The sequence below is a fragment of the Sphingomonas spermidinifaciens genome (genome assembly GCF_002351485.1).
GTDB lineage: Bacteria > Pseudomonadota > Alphaproteobacteria > Sphingomonadales > Sphingomonadaceae > Sphingomonas > Sphingomonas spermidinifaciens.
Genome location: NZ_NWMW01000001.1, coordinates 139,729 through 162,824 on the forward strand (window position 1 = coordinate 139,729; position 23,096 = coordinate 162,824).

The 23,096-nt window shown below is 68.2% G+C and carries 20 protein-coding genes; 12 read left to right on the plus strand and 8 right to left on the minus strand.

Features of this window, described 5'->3' with window-relative positions; genetic code table 11:
- Positions 1-2 precede the first annotated feature (2 nt).
- The 7 genes from COC42_RS00660 to COC42_RS00690 all read left to right on the plus strand — a co-directional run bounded on the left by COC42_RS00660 (position 3) and on the right by COC42_RS00690 (position 8,913).
- Positions 3-662: a hypothetical protein gene (locus COC42_RS00660; RefSeq protein ID WP_141395752.1), complete on the plus strand. Its 660-nt coding sequence runs from the start codon at positions 3-5 to the stop codon at positions 660-662.
- The gene (gene carB / locus COC42_RS00665) at positions 662-3,985 is read left to right on the plus strand and encodes a carbamoyl-phosphate synthase large subunit (RefSeq protein ID WP_096341384.1); all 3,324 of its coding nucleotides are present in this window, start codon (positions 662-664) and stop codon (positions 3,983-3,985) included. Before COC42_RS00660 ends, carB begins: the two co-directional genes overlap by 1 nt.
- Positions 3,986-4,063: 78 nt before the next feature.
- Positions 4,064-4,540, plus strand: a complete 477-nt coding sequence (gene greA, locus COC42_RS00670) for a transcription elongation factor GreA (RefSeq protein ID WP_096341385.1) — start codon at positions 4,064-4,066, stop codon at positions 4,538-4,540.
- 8 nt (positions 4,541-4,548) lie between these two features.
- Positions 4,549-5,184 (plus strand): rhomboid family intramembrane serine protease, encoded by a 636-nt coding sequence (locus tag COC42_RS00675; RefSeq protein WP_096341386.1) that lies wholly within the window; start codon positions 4,549-4,551, stop codon positions 5,182-5,184.
- Entirely contained in the window at positions 5,181-6,047 is an 867-nt protein-coding gene (locus COC42_RS00680; RefSeq protein WP_245843750.1) for an aldose 1-epimerase family protein, read from the plus strand. Before COC42_RS00675 ends, COC42_RS00680 begins: the two co-directional genes overlap by 4 nt.
- 53 nt (positions 6,048-6,100) lie before the next feature.
- A complete protein-coding gene (locus tag COC42_RS00685; protein WP_096342990.1) occupies positions 6,101-7,297 on the plus strand; it encodes an MFS transporter in 1,197 nt (398 codons plus the stop codon).
- A 44-nt stretch (positions 7,298-7,341) separates the two neighbouring features.
- Positions 7,342-8,913 carry a peptide chain release factor 3 gene (locus tag COC42_RS00690; RefSeq protein WP_096341388.1) on the plus strand — a complete coding sequence of 524 codons (1,572 nt, stop codon included), beginning with the start codon at positions 7,342-7,344 and terminating at the stop codon, positions 8,911-8,913.
- A 121-nt stretch (positions 8,914-9,034) separates the two neighbouring features.
- On the opposite strand, the gene COC42_RS00695 is transcribed toward COC42_RS00690, so the two are convergent.
- Complete coding sequence (locus tag COC42_RS00695; RefSeq protein ID WP_425442838.1) at positions 9,035-9,343, minus strand: hypothetical protein; 309 nt, start codon at positions 9,341-9,343, stop codon at positions 9,035-9,037.
- Between the two features lie 65 nt (positions 9,344-9,408).
- Positions 9,409-10,086 carry an EI24 domain-containing protein gene (locus tag COC42_RS00700; RefSeq protein WP_096342991.1) on the minus strand — a complete coding sequence of 226 codons (678 nt, stop codon included), beginning with the start codon at positions 10,084-10,086 and terminating at the stop codon, positions 9,409-9,411.
- A gap of 95 nt (positions 10,087-10,181) precedes the next feature.
- Here COC42_RS00700 and COC42_RS00705 point away from each other — a divergent pair, with 95 nt between their 5' ends.
- Both COC42_RS00705 and COC42_RS00710 read left to right on the plus strand, forming a co-directional pair.
- The gene (locus COC42_RS00705) at positions 10,182-11,180 is read left to right on the plus strand and encodes an adenosine kinase (protein ID WP_096341390.1); all 999 of its coding nucleotides are present in this window, start codon (positions 10,182-10,184) and stop codon (positions 11,178-11,180) included.
- Between the two features lie 22 nt (positions 11,181-11,202).
- On the plus strand, positions 11,203-12,423 hold the full coding sequence (locus COC42_RS00710) for a dipeptidase (protein ID WP_096341391.1): 1,221 nt from the start codon (positions 11,203-11,205) through the stop codon (positions 12,421-12,423).
- Here COC42_RS00710 and COC42_RS00715 read toward each other — a convergent pair.
- Positions 12,420-12,740 (minus strand): DMT family transporter, encoded by a 321-nt coding sequence (locus COC42_RS00715; protein ID WP_096342992.1) that lies wholly within the window; start codon positions 12,738-12,740, stop codon positions 12,420-12,422. The two genes, COC42_RS00710 and COC42_RS00715, sit on opposite strands and share 4 nt — an antisense overlap.
- Between COC42_RS00715 and COC42_RS17330 the strand changes: the two genes are divergently transcribed.
- Positions 12,727-12,984 carry a hypothetical protein gene (locus COC42_RS17330; RefSeq protein ID WP_141395753.1) on the plus strand — a complete coding sequence of 86 codons (258 nt, stop codon included), beginning with the start codon at positions 12,727-12,729 and terminating at the stop codon, positions 12,982-12,984. The genes COC42_RS00715 and COC42_RS17330 overlap by 14 nt on opposite strands.
- Before the next feature lie 117 nt (positions 12,985-13,101).
- On the opposite strand, the gene COC42_RS00720 is transcribed toward COC42_RS17330, so the two are convergent.
- Genes COC42_RS00720 through COC42_RS00735 form a run of 4 tightly spaced genes read right to left on the minus strand, consistent with a single transcriptional unit; the run spans position 13,102 to position 19,861 of the window.
- Positions 13,102-15,093 carry a tetratricopeptide repeat protein gene (locus COC42_RS00720; protein ID WP_096341392.1) on the minus strand — a complete coding sequence of 664 codons (1,992 nt, stop codon included), beginning with the start codon at positions 15,091-15,093 and terminating at the stop codon, positions 13,102-13,104.
- Entirely contained in the window at positions 15,077-16,429 is a 1,353-nt protein-coding gene (gene prsR, locus COC42_RS00725; protein ID WP_096341393.1) for a PEP-CTERM-box response regulator transcription factor, read from the minus strand. Before prsR ends, COC42_RS00720 begins: the two co-directional genes overlap by 17 nt.
- The gene (prsK, locus tag COC42_RS00730; RefSeq protein WP_096341394.1) at positions 16,426-18,465 is read right to left on the minus strand and encodes an XrtA/PEP-CTERM system histidine kinase PrsK; all 2,040 of its coding nucleotides are present in this window, start codon (positions 18,463-18,465) and stop codon (positions 16,426-16,428) included. The genes prsR and prsK overlap by 4 nt, the downstream gene beginning before the upstream one ends.
- A gap of 7 nt (positions 18,466-18,472) precedes the next feature.
- Complete coding sequence (locus COC42_RS00735) at positions 18,473-19,861, minus strand: TIGR03013 family XrtA/PEP-CTERM system glycosyltransferase (RefSeq protein WP_096341395.1); 1,389 nt, start codon at positions 19,859-19,861, stop codon at positions 18,473-18,475.
- Positions 19,862-20,033: 172 nt separating this feature from the next.
- Here COC42_RS00735 and COC42_RS00740 point away from each other — a divergent pair, with 172 nt between their 5' ends.
- Entirely contained in the window at positions 20,034-21,089 is a 1,056-nt protein-coding gene (locus COC42_RS00740; RefSeq protein ID WP_096341396.1) for a mannose-1-phosphate guanylyltransferase/mannose-6-phosphate isomerase, read from the plus strand.
- Between the two features lie 15 nt (positions 21,090-21,104).
- Positions 21,105-21,467, plus strand: coding sequence for an HNH endonuclease (locus COC42_RS00745; RefSeq protein ID WP_425442780.1), 363 nt, complete (start codon positions 21,105-21,107; stop codon positions 21,465-21,467).
- A gap of 17 nt (positions 21,468-21,484) precedes the next feature.
- Here COC42_RS00745 and COC42_RS00750 read toward each other — a convergent pair whose 3' ends face one another.
- The gene (locus COC42_RS00750) at positions 21,485-23,074 is read right to left on the minus strand and encodes a class II 3-deoxy-7-phosphoheptulonate synthase (RefSeq protein ID WP_096341397.1); all 1,590 of its coding nucleotides are present in this window, start codon (positions 23,072-23,074) and stop codon (positions 21,485-21,487) included.
- Between the last annotated feature and the right edge of the window lie 22 nt (positions 23,075-23,096).

A 23,096-nucleotide genomic window follows, 5' to 3' on the forward strand; every position in this document is an offset into this window, starting at 1 on the left:
TGTTGAAAGCGCGCCTGCTAGCAATGCTTTTAGAGCAGGATAGCTTTTTTACAGATTTCGGATTGAAGCGCGATTTTGAACAGGCGTTTGGCGAACCAAATAGTCAGGAATACAGCACGACTTTGGCCGCGCTGAAGGCAAATGACACGATAATCGCGTTTGACGTTGAGGCTGATGGTTTGGACGGAGTGATTTTGGATCATCCGGATCATGGGCAGATTGACCTCAAAGAGTGCTCACCGATCACCGTTGACACATTCTTTGCGATCGGTCCGAGCTTCGCCGTAGAGATGCATCAAGACCTGTACTCAGTGTCCGAGGCAGCCGCAGATGGTGGCCTGTCAGAAGCACTCAGACTGATTAAGTTGCTTCCAATTGATTCCTCAAAATGGACGGGAGAGCATCGAGCGCTTCGGTTTACGCCGCAGGTTCAATCAAAGCTGCTTCTGATTCTTGAGCGGGCACGTGCTGAGGTCGCCCAGTTGCAGCTGTCCAATGCCGAGGCTGCAAGAGTCGCTGCTTACGTCGAAAGCGCCCAACTTTTAGCTGAATTGCCGGACCCCGAGCCGGATCTCATTCGGCTTCTGGTTCAGCGCATCCTGTTAATCGTTGGGGTCGTGGGCTTCGCCGGCGACCTCAAAGGCCTTCTTTGGACAAACTAATGCCCAAACGCACCGACATCTCCTCGATCCTCGTCATCGGCGCGGGGCCTATCGTCATCGGGCAGGCGTGCGAGTTCGACTATTCGGGCACGCAGGCGATCAAGGCGTTGAAGGAGGAGGGCTATCGCGTCGTCCTCGTCAATTCCAACCCCGCGACGATCATGACCGATCCCGAGCTCGCCGACGCGACCTATGTCGAGCCGATCACGCCCGCGATCGTCGCCAAGATCATCGAGAAGGAGCGGCCCGACGCGGTCCTGCCGACGATGGGCGGCCAGACCGCGCTCAACACCGCGCTGGCGCTGTTCCACGACGGCACTTTCGAGAAATACGGCGTCAAGATGATCGGCGCCGATGCCGAGGCGATCGACAAGGCCGAGGACCGGCAGAAGTTTCGCGTCGCGATGGACAAGATCGGGCTCGAATCCGCCCGCTCGGCCATCGCTCACACGGTCGAGGAAGCGCTCGAAGGGCTTGAGAAGACGGGCCTGCCCGCGATCATCCGCCCGAGCTTCACGCTGGGCGGCACCGGCGGCGGCATCGCGTACAACAAGGAAGAGTTCGTCGAGATCGTCCGCAAGGGCCTCGACGCCTCGCCCACCACCGAGGTGCTGATCGAGGAATCGCTGCTCGGCTGGAAGGAATACGAGATGGAGGTCGTGCGCGATCGCGCCGACAACGCCATCATCGTCTGCTCGATCGAGAACATCGACCCGATGGGCGTCCATACCGGCGACAGCATCACCGTCGCCCCGGCGCTGACGCTGACCGACAAGGAATATCAGATCATGCGCTCGGCGAGCATCGCCGTGCTGCGTGAAATCGGCGTCGAAACAGGCGGTTCCAACGTCCAGTTCGCGGTCAATCCGAAGGATGGCCGCCTGATCGTCATCGAGATGAACCCGCGCGTCAGCCGCTCCTCGGCGCTCGCGTCCAAGGCGACGGGCTTCCCCATCGCCAAGGTCGCGGCGAAGCTGGCAGTCGGCTACACGCTCGACGAGATCGAGAACGACATTACCGGGGCGACGCCAGCATCGTTCGAGCCGACGATCGACTATGTCGTGACCAAGATCCCGCGCTTCGCGTTTGAGAAGTTCAAGGGTTCCGAACCGCTCCTGTCGACCGCAATGAAGTCGGTGGGCGAGGTGATGGCGATCGGCCGCTCGATCCATGAGAGCCTGCAAAAGGCGCTGCGGGGGCTCGAGACCGGCCTGTCCGGCTTCAACGATGTCGAGCATCTGAAGGGCGCACCCAAGGCCGAGATCGAAGCGGCGCTTTCGCAGGCGACCCCCGACCGGCTGCTCGTCGCGGCGCAGGCGCTTCGCGAGGGCCTGTCGGTCGAGGAAGTCCATGCGATCGCCAAATACGATCCCTGGTTCCTCAACCGCATCAAGGAGATCGTCGACGCCGAGGCCGACGTGATCGCCAACGGCCTGCCGCGCGACGCCGCGGGGATGCGCCGCCTGAAGGCGATGGGCTTTAGCGACAAGCGGCTCGGCTACCTTTCGATGACCTCGGCGGGGCTGCGCGACCGGTTCCAGGCGCGCGGCGGCCTCATCCGCGAGGCGGTGAAGGCGATGACCGGCGGCGTGACCGAGAGCGAGGTGCGCGAGCTTCGCCACAAACTCGGCGTCCGCCCCGTCTTCAAGCGCATCGACACCTGCGCCGCCGAGTTCGCGGCCAAGACGCCGTACATGTACTCGACTTACGAAGCGCCGATCTTCGGCGCGCCGGAGGACGAGAGCCAGCCCACCGACCGGCGCAAGATCGTCATTCTGGGCGGCGGGCCGAACCGGATCGGGCAGGGGATCGAGTTCGACTATTGCTGCTGCCACGCCTGCTTCGCGCTGGCGGAGGCGGGTTACGAGACGATCATGGTCAACTGCAATCCGGAGACGGTGAGCACCGACTATGACACGTCCGATCGCCTATATTTCGAGCCGCTGACCGCCGAGGACGTGCTCGAGATCCTCGAGACCGAAAAGTCGAACGGCGAGCTGGTCGGCGTGATCGTCCAGTTCGGCGGGCAGACGCCGCTCAATCTTGCCCGCGCATTGGAAGCGGCCGGCATCCCGATCCTCGGCACCTCGCCCGACGCGATCGACCTTGCCGAGGACCGCGAGCGCTTCGCCGCGCTCGTCGCCAGGCAGGGCCTGAAGCAGCCAGCAAACGGCATCGCGCGCAGCCGCGAAGAGGCGATCGCGGTGGCCGAACGGATCGGCTATCCCGTCCTGATGCGCCCCAGCTACGTGCTCGGCGGCCGGGCGATGGAGATCGTCGACGGCACGCCGCAGCTCGAAGCCTATATCCAGACCGCTGTGCGAGTCTCTGGCGATGCGCCGGTTCTGATCGACCAGTATCTGCGCGACGCGATCGAGGTCGATGTCGATGCGATCAGCGATGGCGCCGACGTGACCGTCTCCGGCGTGCTTCAGCATATCGAGGAGGCGGGCGTCCATTCGGGCGACAGCGCCTGCTCGCTGCCGCCCTATAGCCTGCCCGCCGACGTGATTGCCGAGATCGAGCGGCAGACCGCGGTGCTCGCAAAGGCGCTCGGCGTCGTCGGCCTGATGAACATCCAGTTCGCGGTGAAGGACGGCGAAGTCTACCTGATCGAGGTCAACCCGCGCGCCAGCCGCACCGTACCCTTCGTCGCCAAGGCGATCGGCGCGCCCATCGCCAAGTACGCAAGCCGGGTGATGGCGGGCGAGAAGCTGGCGAACCTGCCGCCGATCGACCGGCACGTCGATCACATCGCCGTCAAGGAAGCCGTTTTCCCCTTTGCGCGCTTCCCCGGCGTCGATCCCGTCCTCTCGCCCGAGATGAAGTCGACGGGCGAAGTCATGGGGATCGATCGCGATTTCGCTACGGCCTTTGCCAAGTCCCAGCTGGGGGCGGGCACCATCCTGCCGCAGTCGGGCACGCTGTTCGTCAGCGTCAAGGCCGGCGACAAGGCGGTGGTGCTGCCCGGCGTCAAGCTGCTCGCCGAGCTCGGCTTCAACATCATCGCGACCAGCGGCACCGCCGACTTCCTCAGCGAACAGGGGATTGCGGTCGAGCGCGTCAACAAGGTGGCGCAGGGCCGCCCGCACATCGTCGACCGCATCCTAGACGGCAGCGTCGACCTGATCTTCAACACGACCGAGGGGTGGCAGTCGCTGAAGGACTCGGCTGACATCCGCCGATCGGCGCTGAACATGAAGGTGCCATATTTCACCACGGCGCCCGCCAGCGTCGCGGCGGCGCAGGGGATCGCGGCACAAGGGCGCCAGTCCCTTGAAGTGCGATCACTACAGGCCTATTATTCGCGCTCGCACGATTAATCCCCATAACAATCGGTTTGGTGTGCGGGCGGTCCGGGTGACGGATCGCGCGAAAAGGGGCTGTTGAAGGAACTGGCTATGGCGACCGTCGAGAAGATGCCGATGCTTCAGGAGGGCTATGAGAAGCTTTCCAGCGAGCTGAAGCGGTTGAAGGCGGAGCGTCCCCTGATCGTGGACGCGATCGAGGAAGCGCGCGCGCACGGCGACCTGTCTGAGAACGCCGAGTACCATGCCGCCAAGGAGCGGCAGGGCCAGATCGAGGCGTCGATTGCGGACATCGAGGACAAGCTTTCCCGCGCGCAGGTAATCGACCCGCGCGACCTGTCGGGCGACAAGGTGGTGTTCGGCGCGACGGTGACGCTCCTCGACGAGGACGACAAGCCCGTGACCTATCAGATCGTCGGCCAGACCGAAGCCGATGCGAAGACGGGCCGCATCAGCTACAACTCGCCGCTTGGCCGCGCATTGATCGGCCGCCGCGTCGATGACGAGGTCGAGGTGTCGGTGCCTGCGGGCGACCGCTATTACGTCGTATCCAAGATCGAGTTCGTCTGAGCGCTTCGATGCTGACGCGCGCGTCCGCCACGGCCGCGATCGCCATCGTGACGGCGATCGCGGGGGCGGTGCTGATCCTGTCGGACATGGTGGGCTATGCCGCGGTCTATGCCGGCTTCATCCCTGCGCGGATCGGTGATGCGCTGCCGCTGCTCGACCAGTCGGACCTGTTGCCGGTCTGGCTGACGCCGTTCAGCGCGACCTTGGTCCATGCCAGCCTCTTCCACCTGGGCTTCAACCTCCTCATGCTCGGCTATACCGGCATGGCGGCCGAGCGGGCTTTAGGGACGAAGGGCATAGTCGTCCTCTATCTTGTCGGCGCGATCGGCGCGGTAGCGGCGCAGTGGCTGATCGATCCTGCTTCCGCGGTGCCGATGATCGGGGCGAGCGGCGCGATCTCCGCGATCGTCGGTGCCTATTCGCTGCTCTACAGCCGCAACCGCACGCGCGCGATCGGTCCCGTTTCGGCGCGCGCGGTGCAGATCATCTGGCTGGTGGCGGCATGGACCGCAATCAACCTTCTCGTCACCTTCATCAGCGCCGGCACCGACATGCCCGTCGCCGGCGCGGCGCATGTCGGGGGCTTCATCGTCGGCGTGGCGCTCGCGCGGCCGCTGATACGCTGGCAATGGCGGCACGCATGATCGAACTGGCGAGCGAGCATCTGTCGGCGCGCATCGACCCCCTCGGCGCCGAGCTCGTGTCGCTTCGCGATGCCGACGCTCGCGAGCTGATGACCGACGCCGATCCGGCTTATTGGACTGGCCACGCGCCGATCCTGTTCCCGATCGTCGGCGCGCTGAATGGCGGCGTCTATCGGTTGGACGGCCGCGAATATCCGCTGCCCCAGCATGGCTTTGCCCGCCGTTCGACCTTTGAGGTAATCGAGCAGTCAGGCGATGCGGCGACGCTGCGCCTGACCGACAGCGAGGCAAGCCGCGCGGTCTATCCCTTCGCCTTCGCGCTCGACGTGCGGCACGCGCTCGATGGACCGACGCTGACCACCACGGTCACCGCGCATAATCGCGGCGGCCGCGACATGCCCGCGGGCATCGGCTTCCACCCGGCCTTCGCCTGGCCGCTCCCCTATGGTCGGGATCGCGCCGACCACCGCATCGTGTTCAATGCCGAGGAGCCGGCGAAGCTCGCGCGGATCGTGCCCGGTGGCCTGATCGGCCCCGCCGATCGCGAGAGCCCGCTTGTCGGACGCACGCTGGCGCTCGACGACGATCTGTTTGCCGTCGATGCGCTGGTCTGGCAGTCAATCCGCAGCCAGTCGGTGCGTTACGGGGTCGAGGGCGCGCCGCAACTCCGCATCGATTTCCCCGACACGCCGATGCTCGGCATCTGGACCAAGCCCGGCGCGGCATTCGTATGCGTCGAGCCCTGGCACGGCATCGCCGATCCTGAGGGGTTCGCGGGTGAGATCTGGGAAAAGCCCGGAATCAAGCGCTTGGCGCCTGGCGAAACGTGGTCGGTGGCGATGCAGGTGACGCTGACGCACTGACGATTGCGCGGCGTGCAGTTGACGCTGCGGTGCAGCATCACGATCTCGGCGCAATGCCAGCCCTCGCTCAAGCCCGTCAGGCCCCCGCGGGCCTCATCCATCTTGCGCTCGCCGTGGGCGGGTTTGCGATCGGCACGACCGAGTTCGCGACGATGAGCCTACTGCCCTTCTTCGCCCGCGACCTCGGCATCGACGCGACGACTGCCGGGCACGCGATCAGCGCTTATGCGCTGGGCGTCGTCGTGGGCGCGCCCGTCCTCGCGATCCTTGCTGCCCGTTTCTCGAAGCGGATGCTGCTGGTCGCGCTGATGGCATTGTTCGCGGTCGGCAACGGCCTCTCGGGGCTCGCCGGCAGCTACGAGCAGATGCTTGGCTTCCGCTTCCTCGCGGGGCTGCCGCACGGGGCCTATTTCGGCATCGCCGCGCTGGTCGCGGCGGGGCTGGTGCCGACCGGCGAGCGGACCAAGGCGGTGGCGCGGGTGATGCTCGGCCTGACCGCGGCGACCATTGTCGGCGTGCCGCTTGCGAATTTCCTAGGGCAGGCGGTGGGCTGGCGCTGGGTGTTCGCGCTCGTCGCGGCGCTCGCGCTCACCACCGCGCTGCTCGTCTACATCCTCGCCCCGCGCGACGAGCCCGATCCGGCGGCAAGCCCGCTTCGCGAGTTGAAGGCGCTGGGCAAGACGCAGATCTGGCTGACGCTCGCGGTCGGCGCAATCGGCTTCGGCGGCATGTTCGCGGTCTACACTTATCTTGCCGACACGATGCTGGAGGTGACGCGGACGAGCGAGGCGGCGATCCCGGTCGCGCTCGCGGCGTTCGGCATCGGCATGACCGGTGGCAACCTGATCGTCCCACGTTTTGCTGACAAGGCGCTGCTGCCCACTGCGGCGGGGCTGCTGATCTGGTCGACGATCGCGCTCCTGATGTGGCCGCTCGCCACCGGCACGCTCTGGACGCTGTGCCTCGGCGCGCTGGCGATCGGCATTGGCGGGGCGCTCGGCACCGTGCTCCAGACCCGGCTGATGGACGTCGCGGGCGAGGCACAGGCGTTGGCCGCCGCGCTCAACCATTCGGCGTTCAACACCGCCAATGCGCTCGGACCGTGGCTGGGCGGCATCGCGATCGCGGCGGGCTATGGCTGGACCTCGACCGGCTGGGTTGGCGCGCTGCTGGCGCTCGGTGGCCTGCTGTTCCTCGGCGTCTCGATGCTGCTCGAGCGACAGGCTGAGCCGGTACCCGCACCCTGCTGACCCCACTCGCGCCGCGCACGAATAGCCGCTAGGGGCGGCGCACGATGAGCCATTTCGACGACCGCCGCACCTTCGCGATCATCTCGCACCCCGACGCCGGCAAGACCACCCTCACCGAAAAGCTGCTGCTGTTCGGCGGCGCGATCCATCTGGCGGGCGAGGTCAAGGCGCGCGGCGCGGCGCGGCGTGCCCGCTCTGACTGGATGAAGATCGAGCAGCAGCGCGGCATCTCCGTCACCTCGTCGGTGATGACGTTCGAGCGGGAGGGGATCACCTTCAACCTGTTAGACACGCCGGGCCACGAGGATTTCAGCGAGGACACCTATCGCACGCTGACCGCCGTCGATTCGGCGGTGATGGTGATCGACGTCGCCAAGGGCATCGAGAGCCAGACGCGCAAGCTGTTCGAGGTCTGTCGCCTCCGCTCGGTTCCGATCATCACCTTCGTCAACAAGGTCGATCGCGAAGGCCGCCCGGTGTTCGAGACGCTGGACGAGATCGCCGAGCTGCTCGCGCTCGACGTGACGCCGATGACGTGGCCGGTCGGCATGGGCGGCGAGTTCGAGGGCATCTACGACCTGGTCGGCAACCGCCTGCTGCTGCCCGAGGGGCCGAGCCGCGAGTTCCTTGGTAAGGTGGTCGAAGTTTCCGGCCTTGACGATCCGAAGCTCGACGAACTGCTCTCCGCGCCGGGTGTCGCCAAGCTGCGCGAGGATGCCGAGCTCGCCATGGCGGGCTATGCGCCCTTCGATGCCGAGGCGTATCGCAACGGCGACCTGACGCCTGTCTATTTCGGCTCGGCGCTCAAGGAGTTCGGCGTCGATTCGCTGATCGCGGCGCTGGCCGAACACGCGCCTCCGCCGCGCCCGCAGCCCGCCGAGCCTGCGCCGGTCAGCCCCGCGAACCCCGAAGTCACCGGCTTCGTGTTCAAGGTTCAGGCGAACATGGACCCCAACCACCGCGACCGGATCGCGTTCATGCGGCTCTGCTCGGGCACCTTCAAGCGTGGCATGAAGCTGACGCCCTCTGGCCATGGCAAGCCGATCGCGATCCATTCGCCGATCCTGTTCTTCGCCCGCGAACGCGAGCTGGCGGATGAGGCGTTTCCCGGCGACATCATCGGCATCCCCAATCACGGGGTGCTGCGCGTGGGCGATACCCTGTCGGAGCGACCGGGCGTGCGCTTCACCGGTCTGCCCAATTTCGCGCCCGAGATCCTGCGCCGCGTGGCGCTCAAGGACCCGACGAAGACCAAGCAGCTGCGCAAGGCGCTCGACGACATGGCCGAGGAGGGGGTGACCCAGGTCTTCTATCCCGAGATCGGCTCCAACTGGGTGATCGGCGTCGTCGGCCAGCTCCAGCTCGAGGTGCTGCTGTCTCGCCTGGAGGCCGAATACAAGGTCGGCGCCAACCTCGAACCCGCACCGTTCGAGACCGCACGCTGGATCAGCGCGGAGGATCCGGCCGAATTGAAGACCTTCATGGACCAGAACCGCTCGGCGATGGCCAAGGACCGCGACGACAATCCGGTCTTCCTGGCGAAATCGGCATGGGAGGTGGGCTACATCGCCGACCGCTATTCGAAGGTGAAGTTCGCGGCCACGCGGGAGCGGTGAGCCTTCCCCCTCCGTTTGGTTCGAGCGAAGTCGAGAACCATTTTCGAGCGAAGCCGAGAATAGTGCCTCGTCTACGCTCGGGAGGGGTTCTCGACTTCGCTCGAACCAAACGGAAACGGTGCTACCGCCCCCCGGTTCGCCGCGTCAGTGCCGCGACGCAACTCGCGCGGTCGATCGAGCGCCCGTCGCGCTGTCGCGCGTCGAGATAGGTGACGACCGGCACCCCGCCGCCTTCCTTGGGATAAAGATAGGTGTCGAGCACGCAGATGCCGCTCGAAAACTGGAGCTTGCGGCCCGTTCCCTCGGTCACCTCCGCATCGGGCTCGCCGAACAGCTGGCGGAGCGCTGCCGCGTTCTGACCCATCACCCGCTCCAGCCCGACATTGGTGAAGCTGGGCTTTGCGGGCGGCGGGGGCGGGGGGCTCGCCATCGGCGCGGGCACCGCCGCGCATCCGGCGAGCAGGAGAGCGCCAAACGCCGCCGAAACCAGATGCCTCACATGCGCTCCCTTCGATGATACCAGTGCGTCGCCATCGCCGCGGCCAGCACCGGCGAGACGAGATTGACGCCCGGTACGACAAGCAGCGCCGTCCCCGCCAGCCCCAGCATGAAGCGCCCGCCGCGCGTCCCGCTCCGCCAGTCGCGCATCGCCGCGCGCGGATGGTGCCGCGCCGCCACCATGTCGCCCAGGTCGCGGCCGAGCAGCCAGCCATTGACGATGAAGAATGCCGCCGCCGTGCCCACGCCGGTGACGAGCAGCGCAAGATAAAGCGGCGACAAGACGAGGTTGACGAGGATCGCGCGGGCCGCCGAGCCGAGCCCCATCGCCGCCCCGCGTGCGAACGGCACCGGGCGTGCACCCGCCAACGCCGCGGCGTAGTGGCGCCGCTCGACCGCCTCGACCACCTCATCGGCGAAAATGCCGACCACGGCGATCGCCACCGCGCGGAACAGCAGCCATGACGCCAGCAGCGCCACAAAGACCGCGGCGACGCCGACAAGCTCGCTCCACCCGCCCGCGCCATAACTCCGTGCGATCGCCCGCGCCGCCCACCAGCCCACACCACCGAACGCGACGAAGATCGCGATCGTCAGCGCCAGCGACTTGGCGAGCACGCTGAGCAGCGGCGGGTCGCCGAGCTGCCGGACCGAAAGAACGAGGGCACGGAGCATCATTGGCGCTTGTGCCCGCTGGGGCCTGCGAACGCCAGCGCCGCTTGCACCGCGGCGACGCGGACGATAGGCGCGCCCAAACTCAGGAGCATCCATTGAGCCAGACCCAGTATGACGTGGTCGCGATCGGCAATGCCATCGTCGACATTCTCTCGCAGGCCGACGACGCCTTCCTCACGGCGGAAGGGATGAACAAGGGCTCGATGCAGCTCATGTTCTCGCCCGAGGCGGCCGACGCGCTCTATGCCAAGATGGGACCGGGGCGCGAGATTTCGGGTGGGTCGGCGGCCAACACCGTTGCCGGCATCGCCGCGCTGGGCGGCAAGTGCGGCTTCATCGGCCAGGTCGCCGACGATCAGCTGGGCCAGGTGTTTGCGCACGACATTCGCGCGCAGGGCGTCCGCTTCGACACGGCGGCGCGCGAGGGCGAGCCGACGACGGCGCGCTGCCTGATCTTCGTGACGCCCGACGGGCAGCGGACGATGAACACCTTCCTCGGCGCGTCGCAGTTCCTGCCGGAGGCTGCGCTCGACCGCACGATGATCGAGGCGGGCGCGATCCTCTATCTGGAGGGCTATCTCTGGGATCCGGAGGAGCCGCGCGCCGCGATGCGCGCCGCGATTGATTATGCGCGCGGGGCGGGGCGCAAGGTCGCCTTCACCCTGTCCGACGTCTTCTGCATCAGTCGGCACGGCGACGACTTCCGCGCACTGATCGCCGATGGTCTGATCGACATCCTGTTCGCCAACGAGAACGAGCTGCTCGCGCTTGCTGAAGGCGAAGATTTCGAAGCTGCCGTTTCGGCGATCTCGGCACGGGTCCCCGTCCTCGTCGTCACGCGCGGCGAACATGGCGCGATCGCCCTCTCGAACGGCGAGCGCGCCGAAGTGGCCGCCGAGCCGATCGAGCGCGTGGTCGACACGACGGGCGCGGGCGACCTGTTTGCGGCGGGCTTCCTCCACGGTCAGGCGCAGGGCCGCGACCTCTCGACCTCGCTGCGCATGGGCGCGCTGTGCGCCGCCGAGATCATCTCGCACTATGGCGCGCGGCCCGAGGTGGACCTGAAGGCGATGATCGCGCAGAAACTCGGCTGACGAAGCAAAGGGGAGGGCGGCGATGCGCGGACGGTTCTGGATCGGTCTCGCGCTCGCCGCAGCTTCGGCGCCGGTCGCGGCGCAGTCGGTGGAAGCACGCCTCGACCGCTTCCTCGCCACGCGGCCGGTGATCGACGGGCACAACGACCTTCCCTGGGAGCTGCGCGAAAAATACGGCGCCTCGCCCGAGCGCGCTCGACTGGACGGCGATACCTCGCGTGCCGCCGAACCGCTCCAGACCGACCTGCCGCGGCTGAAGCGAGGCGGCTATGCCGCGCAATTCTGGTCAGTGTGGATCCCCGCCGCGACCACCGGCCCCGCGGCGGTCGAGACCACGATCGAACAGATCGACATCGTCCGCCGCATGGTCGCCGCGCACCCCGATCGCCTGACGCTGGCCACCACCGCGGCCGAGGTCGAGACGGCGCGGCGAGCGGGCAAGATCGCCAGCCTGATCGGGGCCGAGGGCGGCGGGCAGATCGACGGCAACCTGTCGATCCTTCGCCAGTACCGCGCGCTCGGCGTCCTCTATCTGACGCTCACGCACACCAGGAATGTCGGCTGGGCCGACAGCGGCACCGACGTGCCCGACACGCGCGGGCTCACCGATTTCGGGCGGCAGGTGATCGCCGAGATGAATCGTATCGGCATGATCGTCGATCTCAGCCACACCTCGCCCGACACGATGCGCGCCGCCATTGCCGCCTCGAAAGCACCGGTGATGTTCAGCCATTCGAACGCCTATGCGGTCAATCCGCACCCCCGCAACGTGCCTGACGACGTGCTCGCGCTGCTGAAGGCGAACGGGGGCGTCGTGATGGTCAACGTCTATCCCGTGTTCGTCTCCGCCAAGGTGCGCGCGTGGCAGGCCGAAAAGGCGGCGGCGGAAGCGCGGCTGACCGGCTCGCCCGCCGGCCTGATGCTCGGCGCGCCCAAGGCAGAGGTCGAGGCGAAGCTCGCCGTCTGGGTCGCCGCGAACCCGCAGCCGCCCGTCACCGCCGCCGACGTCGCCGACCATGTCGAGCACATCGCCCGCATCGCCGGCCGCGATCATGTCGGCCTTGGGGGCGATTACGACGGGATCAGCGGCACGGGACCGGAGGGAATGAAGGGCGTCGACGGCTGGCGGCTGCTGTTCGCCGAACTGATGCGCCGCGGATGGAGCGACGCCGACCTCGCCAGGCTGGCCGGCGGCAACATCCTGCGCGTGATGCGGCGGGTGGAGGCGGTGGCGGCGCGCTAGGCCGCGGCGGTCAGCTTGGTGCCGACCACGCCCACCACGATCAGCGCGATGAAGCCGAGCTGGACCGTGCTCACCTTTTCGCCGAACAGCCAGATGCCGAGCAGCGTTACGCCCACCGCGCCAAGACCCGTCCAGACCGCATAGGCCGTCCCTGCCGGCAGCCCGCGCATTGCCAGTGCGAGCAGGCCCATGTTCACGAAGCTCAGCACGATCGGCACGACCGACGCCGACCATGTCGCCTGCGTCGCGGCCCATTTGAGGCTCAAGGCCCAGATGATTTCGGTCACGACCGCGACCCCGAGGATGACCCACGCCATCTTCGTCTCCTGCAACTCGGGCTCGGAAGGGATCGTGCCGGCCGGAAACCCGAAAAGAGGCCGCGCGCCGGGGCCGGTTAGCCGATTGGTCGCACGGGGTCCAGCGTCAGCGACGGGCGAGGAAGCGCCCGGCCCAGATGCCCGCGCCGGCCCCGAGCAGCGCGAACAGGCCGTTCAGGAGAAGGGCCAGTTTGATCAGTGCCGGATCGGCGACAAAGGCGGCGAAAACGGTGAAGCCGAGTAACGTCCCCGCGGCGATCCAGAGATAGGTGGCAAGCTTCAGGATCGGGGCGTTTGTCAGGGCTGCTCCTCCGCTCCGAGACTACCAGCTTTCCTCCCTCCATGGAAGGAAGGGGCGGCCTCAACCCGCAGCTTCTGCCTCCTTCAGGTGCGCCGCGATCACGGCATTGCCCGGTGCCAGCAACGCGGCCTTGCGTAACAGGTCGCGGGCCGCGCCCGCATCGCCATTGGCGAGCAGTGCGGCGCCATAAGCGTCCGCGACCGCCGGGTTCTGCGGCTGCAGCGCATAGGCCGCCGCTGCATACTCCATCGCGCGCGCATCATTCTCCAGCCCCAGATGCGCCAGCGCCAGTTCGGCAAGCAGCCCGGCATCGCGATCGCCGACGCGCAGGCGCAGTTCCTCCAGCGTCGCCGCGGCGGCGGCATGATCGCCCGCGGCCAGCTGCCAATGCGCTGACAGGCGCAGCGCGGCGACGTTCTGCGGATTCTGCGACAGGAACAGCGCGAGCGTGTTCGCCGCCTCGCCGCGCTGTCCGGCTCGGTCGAGCGCCTCGATCAGCCGCATCGCGATGGGCTCGTCGAAGCGAAGCGCCGCGGCGCGCGAATAAGCCGCGGCGGCATCGGCGGGCCGCCTGCCCATCATCCATACGTCGCCGAGCACCACTTGCGCCGCGGGCACGCCGGGGTTTGTGCTCGCAAGGCGACGGGCCTCGGCAAGCGCCTGCGGTCCGTCGGCGGCGGCGATTAGACCCCGGACCAGCGCGATGCGCGCGGCCGGTTCGCCGTCAGCGGCACGGGCACGCAGCACCGGCAGGCCGTCGTCGGGGCTGAAGGTCGCAACCTCCGCGGGCCCCGCTCGCGCCGCGCGGTCGAGCAGCGCCGCCGCCGCCTGTCGCTCGCCAATCCGCTCGAACCCGCGGGCGCTGAGGGCGAGGGCATAGCTGTCGGCATCGTCGCGTGCGACCACCGGCGCCAGCACGCCAATCGCGTTGCGCGCGGCGTCGGAGCGCAGATAGGCGGTGGCGAGCAGCTTGCGCGCGGCGATGTTCATCGGCTGGCGCGCGACCAATGTGCGCAGGCCGGCAATCGCCTGCTCCTGCTCGCCCGCCTGAAGGTCGAGGACGCCGCGCAGCAGCATCACGCCCGGCAGGTCGTCGATCGCGCCGTTGGTGTGCTCGAGCACCTCGCGCGCCAGATCGAACTTCTGCGCGCGCGCGGCGAGCACGGCCTGAAGGTAGAGCGCCTGCGGGCTGCCCTTGCGCACCTGCGTCGCGCGGCGAAGCGCGGCGAGCATTTCGCGCGTGCGGCCGACTTCGCCGAGCGTTGCGGCATATTGGATCAGCGCCGCGTGATTGCGCGGGTCGCTCGCCAGTGCGCGCTCGAACCAGGGGAGGGCGGCGGTCAGGCCAAATTGGTCGCGAACGAGCTCGCCGCGCAGCGCCAGCGCGTCGGTCGATCGCGGTGCGACGGCGACGGCCCGCTCGCTCGCCGCGATCGCGCCCGAGAGGTCTGCAGCAGCGCGACGTGTTCGGGCGAGTGCAAGCCAGGCAGTGCCGTCGGCGGGGCGCGCAGCGACCGCGCGCTCGAGGATCGGCAGCGCGTCGCCGAAGCGGCCGGTACGGGTCGCGAGTTCGGCGCGGATCAGTTCGGCTTCGGCGGCATCGGCCGGATCGGCGGCGGCCAATTCCTCGCCGGCGCGCTTCGTATCACCCATCAGCATCAGTGCCCGCGCGCGAAGATGCCGCGTTCGGCGCATGTCGAACCCCGCCGCTTGCGCCCGGTCGAGCGAGGCACCGGCCCCCAGCCCGTCGTCGAGGGCGAGTTGCATCCGGGCCAGCCCCACCTGCGCCGCGCCCCAGTTGGGATCGGCGGCGACCGCATCCCCCGCGGCGGCGCGCGCGCCGGACGGATTGCCGGCCTTGAGCAGCGCGTCGGCCTGCGCCAGCGCCTTTTCGGCCGCCGGTCGATCGGCGCGGTCGGGCAGCAGGCCGCGAATGCCGAGGGTGACGACGCCCAGCCCGAACAGCGAGATGATGCCGATGACGATGCGCCGCTGCCACCGCCGACGAAGGCTGCGGCGGCGCGGGGGCGTGGCTTCAGGGCTGGAGGTCATAGGCCTTCATCAGGTCGTAGAGGGTAGGGCGGCTGATCCCGAGCAGTCGGGCGGTGCCGGAGATATTGCCCCCGGCATGGGCGAGGGCCTGGCGGATCGCGGCGCGGTCCGCCGCCTCGCGCACGGCGCGCAGGTTGATGGGGAGCGCGGGAGCCGCGTCGCCCGTCAGGTCGAGGTCGTCGGCGGTGACGTGGCTGCCATCGGCCATGATGACCGCACGCTTCACCCGGTTCTCGAGCTCGCGGACATTGCCCGGCCAATTCCAGCCCTCGATCGCGGCGATCGCGTCGGGGGTGAAGCCCTTGACCGGCAGCTTCATCGCCGCGGCATGGCGCTTGAGGAAATGACGGGCGAGCAGCACCGCGTCCCCCGACCGCTCGGCGAGCGCGGGGATGCGCACGACGATCTCGGCGAGGCGGTAGTAAAGATCTTCGCGGAAGCGGCCATCGGCGACCATTGCGTCGATGTCCTGATGCGTCGCGCAGACGATGCGCGTGTCGACCGCGATCGGCCGTCGCCCGCCGATCCGCTCGATGACGCGCTCCTGAAGGAAGCGCAGCAGCTTGACCTGGAGGGGGAGGGGGACGTCGCCGATCTCGTCGAGGAACAGCGTGCCGCCTGCGGCCTGCTCGATCTTGCCTTCGGTGGTTTTGACCGCGCCGGTGAAGGCGCCCTTCTCGTGCCCGAACAGCTCGCTTTCGAGCAGCGTCTCGGGGATCGCGGCGCAGTTGATCGCGACGAAGGAACCCTTCGCACGCAAGCTCGCTTCGTGCAGGCTGCGGGCCAGCACTTCCTTGCCGGTGCCGCTCGCGCCCAGCAGCATCACCGACACGTCGGCGCCGGCCACGCGCTCGATCATCCGCGTGACCTTCTGCATTTCGGGCGCAGCGGTGACGAGGCCGCTGGCGCCGCCGCCCTCGCGCGCGGCGAGGCGGCGATTCTCGGCCTCGAGCGCCTGGACGTGAAAGGCGCGCGCGACGATCAGGCCAAGCGCATCGATGTCGATCGGCTTCGAATAGAAATCCCACGCCCCTTCGGCGATCGCGCGGCGCGCACTTTCGCGCTCGCCATGGCCGGAAGCGACGATGACCTTGAGGTCGGGCTTGAGCGCCAGCATTTCGCCGAGCACGGCGAACCCCTCGCTTACCCCGTCGGGATCGGGCGGCAGGCCGAGGTCGAGCGTCGCGACCGCCGGTTCTTCGGCGCGTAGCAGGGTCAGCGCGGCGGCGCGATCGGCGGCGATGAGCACCTCGTATCCGTCGTAAGCCCAGCGCAGCTGGCGCTGGAGGCCGGGATCGTCCTCGACGACGAGCAATTTAGGTCGCGTCTCGCTCATGCCGCCGCCTCCATCGCTGGCGCGCTGGCGGACGGGAGGATCAGGCGGAAGCGGCTACCCTCGCCCTCGACACTCGACACCTCGATGGCGCCGCCCATCGCAGAGGCGATCGCGCGCGCCTCATAGGTGCCGATCCCAAAGCCCGCCGGCTTGGTAGAGACGAACGGCTTGAAAAGGCGCTCGCGTACGAAGGCCGGCGACATTCCGCAGCCACGGTCGATCACCTCGACGACGACACGCGCGCCTTCGCATCGGACGGCGACGCCGACGGGCTCGCCGGGCGGGCTCGCCTCGATCGCGTTCTGGATCAGGTGGCGGAGGATTTGCGTGACGCCGGCCGGATCGGCGAGCGCCACTGCGGCGGGATCGCCGGTCGCGACGACCGGATGCGCGAGGCGCCGTTCGGTCGCCAGCGCTTCGGCCATGTGCAGGAGCGGCACGCCGCGCGGTGCCTCGGTGCGGGGCGTTCGCCCCTGCGACAGGCGGGCGACCAGCTCGGTCATGCGCGTCGCCGATTCGTTGAGCGTCGCCACCATGTCGGCGCGAAACGCGGGATTGTCGGCATGGCGTTCGGCGTTGCGCGCGACGAGGCTCAATTGGCTCACCAGGTTCTTGATGTCGTGAAGGATGAAGGCGAAGCGTCGATTGAACTCGTCGAACCGCTCGGCCTCGGCGAGGCGGGCCTGCGCCTGCTGCTCGGCGAGCCAGCTTGCCGCCTGCCGGCCCGCTACCTTGAGGAGGTCGAAATCCTCCCAGTCGAGCGGGCGTGGGAGGGCCGGGCGCGCGAGCACGACTGCCCCGACCAGCCCGCCCGGATGCGGCAGCGGCACTACGGCCCATGCCTCGGCGCAATCGACGATCGCGCCCGCTGCCCCGGCGTCGTCGGGCGCGCGCCCGGCACGCACGGCGTCGAGTTCGATGATGCGGCCTGTCGCCGCCAGATGGTGCGCGAGGTCGTCGTCGCCGGCGACGGGCGGCAGATCCCAGTGCCACGCCGCCATCGGTGCCAGCGTGCCACCGGTGGACGTGAGCAGCAGCCCGCCCGGCGCCTCCAGCAGCTCGGCGACGGCGCGCGTCACGCGCTCGCCCAGCGCCTCGCCCGCACCTGCGTCGCCCAAGGTGTCGGTAAAGCGCATCCACTCGGCGCGATAGTCGTAGCGATGGCGGAACAGGTGCTTGGTCGCCTTGACCCGCAGCCACGCACGCGCCTGCGGTGAGGCCAGCAGCGCCAGCAGCGCCGCAGTCGAGCCGAAGACAAAGGCAGTCTGCAGCAGCCGGGCGTGCGGCCCGCCGAGGATCGCCAGCCCCTCGGTCACGCCTGCGAAGATCGCGAAATAGCTCAGCACCGCGAGCAGCGACAGGCTCTGCACCGCGACTGCGCGCGACAATTGCACGGGCCGGTCGCCCTGGCGCTGGAGGTCGGCGGCGAACACCGCGGCAACGACGACCATCACCGCCCCGCGCATCGCCTGGATCGCGGCAGGCCAGCTCTGCGTCGCCCAGGCGAGCGTGAGCGCGTTGACGTCGATCAGCCACATCGCCGCGATGCCGAGCGCCGCGGCGCGAACGCTGGCGCCCAAGGCGCGCGCATGGACATGCTGGACGAGGACCAGCGCCGCGACGCAGGCGAGCAACCGCAGCACGACGCTTGCGGCGGCCAGCGCGGTTGAGGCCTGGGCATCGCCGACAGCCGCGCCGGCCGCGCCGACCACGCCGCCGGCCATGAAGATCGCCGCGAGCACCAGCGGGAAAGCGACGCCGGCCCAGCGAGTCTCGGCCCCGGCTCGTGCGCTCTCCGTTCGCCAGAGGAAACCCAGCCAGGCAAGGTTGCGCAACATCTCGGCGAGCCGGGTCACGCCGTCGCCGCCGCCCAGGCCGGCGACCGCGAGCGCCCACAGCGCAGTCATCGCGAACGCGGCAGCCAGGGCCCGCCGCCGCCGCGCCCCCCGCCAGGCGAGCACCGCCAGCAGGCTGAACAGCAAGGCCGCGAGCGAATGGCTCCACAGTGTCAGAAGGTCGAGAGCGCCGCCCGTCATCGCAGCCTCAGCGCGCCCCTTCGGGCCAGAGCACCACGCGCAGCGTCTGGAGCAGAATCAGCACGTCGAGAAAGGGCGAGTAGTTCTTGGCGTAATAGAGGTCGTATTCGAGCTTCTGACGCGAATCCTCGATCGAGGCGCCATAGGGATAGTTGATCTGCGCCCAGCCGGTGATCCCCGGCTTCACCATGTGCCGCTCGGCATAATAGGGAAGTTTCTGCTCGAGATCCTCGACGAACTGCGGCCGTTCGGGGCGCGGGCCCACGAAGCTCATCTCGCCCTTCAGCACGCTCCAGCATTGCGGGAGCTCGTCGATCCTGAGCTTGCGCAGGATGCGGCCGATGCGGGTAATGCGCGGATCGTCCTTCTCGGCCCACACGGCATTGCCCGGCACCTCGGCATCGACGCGCATCGAGCGCAGCTTCACAATGTCGAAGCCCTGATTGTAGAGCCCAACGCGGCGCTGCCGGTAGAAGGCCGGTCCGTTGCTGTCGAGCTTCACGATGATCGCGGCGACGACGATCAGCGGGAGTGTGAGGACCAGCAGAAGCAGCGAGGCACTGATATCGAACAGGCGCTTGAAGGCGCTCGAGAACATTCGCCCCGACGAAAAGCCATCGGAGAAGATCAGCCAGCTGGGGTTGACGCTGTCGAGATCGACGCGGCCCGTCTCGCGCTCGAGGAAGGTCGAGATCTCGTTGACATGGACGCCAGTGGTCTTGATCCGCACGAGGTCCTTCAAGGGGAGGGCGTTGCGTCGCTCCTCGAGGGCCAGCACGACCTCGCTGGCGTTCAACAGGACGACGTGATCGGCGAGATTGTAGATCGCGTCGCGGGCGATCGCCTCAGGGATGACGCGGGTGCTCTCGCTCATCGCCACATAGCCCACGACGACGAAGCCTGCGCCGGGCGCACGGGCGAGCACCTTGATCCGCTCGGCGCGCGCGCCCGCGCCCAGCACCACCACACGCCGCTTGAACACTTGTCCGCCTAGCGTCTTGCCGATCAGCAGGCGCAGCACGAACATCAGGACCAGCGCGGCGAGCATCGCGTAGAGGAGGTTCGAGCGCCAGAACGTGATCGACGGAACGAGGAAGAAGATGACCGACAGGAAGATCGTGCCGAGCGACACCGCGACGATCAGCCGCGCCGTGGCGAAGCGCATCGAGGTCAGCGCACGCGGGCTGTAGGCGCCCACTGCCACCATCGCCAGCATCAGGCTGGCCGCGAAGCTCAGCAGCTGGGGGATGCGGTCTGCCACCGGCTCCAGTGTGAACCCGAGCTGATGGATGCGCCACTGCCACCCAAACTCGGCGGCGGCGATCAGGCAGAAGAAGTCGAGCAGCCCCAGCAGCAGTACCGCATTCGGCACATAGTGCTTGAACAACCGGATCATCGCAAAGCCCCCCGCCGGCGGGGTGTAAGATTTGCCGACATGAGCGCCCGTGTCGCACCAATTGCCAAAGAAAAGCTGAACACCGGCTGCGACGAAGGTGGTTCCTTCGCGGCGCGAGCGCGCTAAGGAGGCCCGATCGACCGCCCCCCGGCGGCGATGGGGAAGCGCGCCGATGTCCGAAACGAAGCTGATCGTGCCGGTGATCCTGTCGGGTGGATCGGGAACCCGCCTTTGGCCAATGTCGCGACCCGAACTGCCCAAGCAGTTCCTGGCGCTAACCGCCGATGAGACGATGCTCCAGCTCACCGCCCGCCGGACCGAAACGGGGGAGCGCTTCGCCGCCCCGATCGTCGTCGCCAACGCCATGCACGCGGATCAGATCGAGGGACAGCTGGCCGAGACGGGGACGACCGCGGCGGCGATCATCCTCGAGCCGATGGGCCGCAACACCGCGCCCGCGATCGCGCTCGCCGCGCTGGCGGTCGAGATGCCCGGCGCGCCGCTGCTCGTCATGCCGTCGGATCATGTCATCAACGACGTGGCCGCTTTCCACGCCGCCATCCAGCGCGCGCTGCCGCTGGTCGAGCAGGGCTGGCTCGTCACCTTCGGCATTGCCCCTGACGCGCCGGAGACAGGTTATGGCTACATCCAGGTCGGCGAGGCGCTGGCCGACGGCGTCCACCGCGTCGCGCGCTTTGTCGAAAAACCGCCGCGCGACGTGGCCGAGGCGATGGTCGCCGCCGGTGACCATGCGTGGAACGGCGGCATCTTCCTGTTCCGTGCCGATCGCTTCCTTGAGGCGCTCGGCGAACACGCGCCCGAGATGCTGGACGCGGTCCGCCGTTCGATGCTCGATGCCGCGCGCGACGGGGCACGGGTGTGGCCCGACCGTGACGCCTTTGCCGCCTCGCCGTCGGACTCCATCGATTATGCGGTGATGGAGAAGGCGGATCGGGTGGCAGTGGTCCCCGTGGCGATGGGCTGGAGCGACGTCGGCAGCTGGGACGCGCTGCACGCGATCAGCGACCGCGACGACGGCGGCAATGTCTGCCGCGGCGACGTGGTGGCGATCGACACGCGCGGATGCCTCGTCCGCGCCGATGGCAAGCGGGTGGCGCTCGTCGGGGTCGAGGACCTGATCGTCGTGGCAAGCGGCGACGACGTGCTGATCCTGCCGCGGGGCCGCAGCCAGGACGTCAAGAAGCTGCTGGAGGCGATGAAGCGCTGATGCACGCGTCGCCTGATGGGCCGCGTTCGCCGCAAGCTCGCGGCGCAGGCGAGCGAGCGCCGCGCGGGCGGGGTCGTCGCGCCTCTGATCTGCGCGCTTTGCGGGCGTCGGCTAGGCGCCAGGGTCGAGTGGCATCATCCGGTGCCCAAGGCCGAGGGCGGCACCACGACCGTGCCAGTGCACCCCATCTGCCACCGCGCGATCCACGCTTCGCTGACCAATGCCGAACTGGCGGCGCTGGGCGACATGGCCGCGCTCGCCGCACATCCGGCCCTCGCGAGCTTCTTGCGCTGGGTGGCCGACAAGCCCCCAGACTTCCACGCCCCGACCCGCCGGGCAAAGGCGCGCGGCATGCTCATCCAGCCACCCCGGACTTGATCCGGGATGAGGGTGGGTCAGGCCGCCGCCTTCTTCCGCTCGGCCAGCTCCTCGTTGAGCATTTCCGCCAGCAAGAAGGCCAGCTCGATGCTCTGCCCGGCATTAAGCCGCGGATCGCAATGCGTGTGATAGCGATCGGCCAGCGCCTGCTCGCTCACCGCGATCGCGCCGCCAGTGCATTCGGTCACGTCCTGTCCCGTCATCTCAGCGTGGATGCCGCCGGCATGCGTCCCCTCGGCCCGGTGGACGGCGAAGAAGCCGCGCACTTCGGCGAGGATGCGCTCGAATGGCCGCGTCTTGTAGCCGGTCGCCGCCTTCACCGTATTGCCGTGCATCGGATCGCAGCTCCACACGACCGGATGCCCCTCGCGCTTCACCGCGCGGACGAGGGCGGGAAGGTGCGCCTCGATCTTGTCATGTCCATAGCGGGTGATGAGCGTCACCCGCCCCGCCACCCGGTGCGGGTTGAGCGTGTCGAGCAGGCGGAGGAGCGCATCGGGCTCAAGGCTCGGTCCGCACTTCATGCCGATCGGATTGCCGATGCCGCGCAGATACTCCACATGCGCCGACCCCTCGAACCGCGTGCGATCGCCGATCCACAGGAAATGCGCGCTGGTGTCGTACCACTGGCCCGTTAGCGAATCCTGCCGCGTCAGCGCCTGCTCGTACGGGAGCAGTAGCGCCTCGTGACTGGTGTAGAAGTCGGTCCGGGCGAGCTGCGGCACCGTCTCCGGGTTGATCCCGCATGCTTCCATGAAGTCGAGCGCCTCGCCGATCCGATCGGCCACGTCTGCATAACGGTCGGCCCAGGGGCTGCGACCCATGAAGTCGAGCGTCCACTTATGCACCTGATGCAGGTTCGCATAACCGCCCTGCGCGAAGGCGCGCAGAAGGTTTAGCGTCGCGGCCGACTGCGAATATGCGCGCAGCAGGCGGGACGGATCGGGCACGCGCCCCTCGGGCGTGAAGGCGATGTCGTTGACATTGTCGCCGCGATAGCTCGGCAGCTCGACGCCATCGATCACCTCGGTCGGGGCCGAGCGCGGCTTGGCGAACTGGCCGGCCATGCGTCCGACCTTCACGGTCGGCAGCTTGGAGGCGAAGGTCAGCACGACCGCCATCTGGAGGATCACGCGGAAGGTGTCGCGGATGTTGTTCGGATGAAACTCGGCAAAGCTTTCGGCACAGTCGCCGCCCTGAAGGAGGAAGCCATGCCCCTCCGCCACGCGGCCAAGTTCGGCGGTCAGCTGCCGTGCCTCGCCCGCGAAGACGAGCGGGGGGAAACGGCCGAGCTCGGTCAGCGTGGCGTCGAGCGCGGCTTTGTCGGGATAGTCGGGCATCTGCCGCGCTTCGGCCGTCTGCCAGCTTGCGGGGGACCAGCTACCCATCACATTCTCCATGTTGCGCGCGGTGACGAACCAGTCGGCGTGGTGCGCGATGCCGTTGGCAGCGATCTGATTGACGATGGGGGCGGCGGCACGTTTGCCGTCCTCCTCCCAGCCCTGAACGGTGCTGCCCGGGGCACCATACCAGGTGCCAAACGCCGCCCGGCTGATGCCGCGCTGCTCGCGAAACCGTTTGATCTTGATGCCTGCCAACGTCGTCATCCTTGTCGCTTACGCGATCTGG

Bases quoted from the DNA above. Each gene is read 5' to 3' on its own strand.
- carB (WP_096341384.1), top strand. From the start codon at position 662: ATGCCCAAACGCACCGACATCTCCTCGATCCTCGTCATCGGCGCGGGG.
- greA (WP_096341385.1), top strand. From the start codon at position 4,064: ATGGCGACCGTCGAGAAGATGCCGATGCTTCAGGAGGGCTATGAGAAG.
- COC42_RS00675 (WP_096341386.1), top strand. From the start codon at position 4,549: ATGCTGACGCGCGCGTCCGCCACGGCCGCGATCGCCATCGTGACGGCG.
- COC42_RS00680 (WP_245843750.1), top strand. From the start codon at position 5,181: ATGATCGAACTGGCGAGCGAGCATCTGTCGGCGCGCATCGACCCCCTC.
- COC42_RS00685 (WP_096342990.1), top strand. From the start codon at position 6,101: ATGCCAGCCCTCGCTCAAGCCCGTCAGGCCCCCGCGGGCCTCATCCAT.
- COC42_RS00690 (WP_096341388.1), top strand. From the start codon at position 7,342: ATGAGCCATTTCGACGACCGCCGCACCTTCGCGATCATCTCGCACCCC.
- COC42_RS00695 (WP_425442838.1), bottom strand. From the start codon at position 9,343: ATGGCGAGCCCCCCGCCCCCGCCGCCCGCAAAGCCCAGCTTCACCAAT.
- COC42_RS00700 (WP_096342991.1), bottom strand. From the start codon at position 10,086: ATGCTCCGTGCCCTCGTTCTTTCGGTCCGGCAGCTCGGCGACCCGCCG.
- COC42_RS00710 (WP_096341391.1), top strand. From the start codon at position 11,203: ATGCGCGGACGGTTCTGGATCGGTCTCGCGCTCGCCGCAGCTTCGGCG.
- COC42_RS17330 (WP_141395753.1), top strand. From the start codon at position 12,727: ATGACCCACGCCATCTTCGTCTCCTGCAACTCGGGCTCGGAAGGGATC.
- COC42_RS00715 (WP_096342992.1), bottom strand. From the start codon at position 12,740: ATGGCGTGGGTCATCCTCGGGGTCGCGGTCGTGACCGAAATCATCTGG.
- COC42_RS00720 (WP_096341392.1), bottom strand. From the start codon at position 15,093: ATGACCTCCAGCCCTGAAGCCACGCCCCCGCGCCGCCGCAGCCTTCGT.
- prsR (WP_096341393.1), bottom strand. From the start codon at position 16,429: ATGAGCGAGACGCGACCTAAATTGCTCGTCGTCGAGGACGATCCCGGC.
- prsK (WP_096341394.1), bottom strand. From the start codon at position 18,465: ATGACGGGCGGCGCTCTCGACCTTCTGACACTGTGGAGCCATTCGCTC.
- COC42_RS00735 (WP_096341395.1), bottom strand. From the start codon at position 19,861: ATGATCCGGTTGTTCAAGCACTATGTGCCGAATGCGGTACTGCTGCTG.
- COC42_RS00740 (WP_096341396.1), top strand. From the start codon at position 20,034: ATGTCCGAAACGAAGCTGATCGTGCCGGTGATCCTGTCGGGTGGATCG.
- COC42_RS00745 (WP_425442780.1), top strand. From the start codon at position 21,105: ATGGGCCGCGTTCGCCGCAAGCTCGCGGCGCAGGCGAGCGAGCGCCGC.
- COC42_RS00750 (WP_096341397.1), bottom strand. From the start codon at position 23,074: ATGACGACGTTGGCAGGCATCAAGATCAAACGGTTTCGCGAGCAGCGC.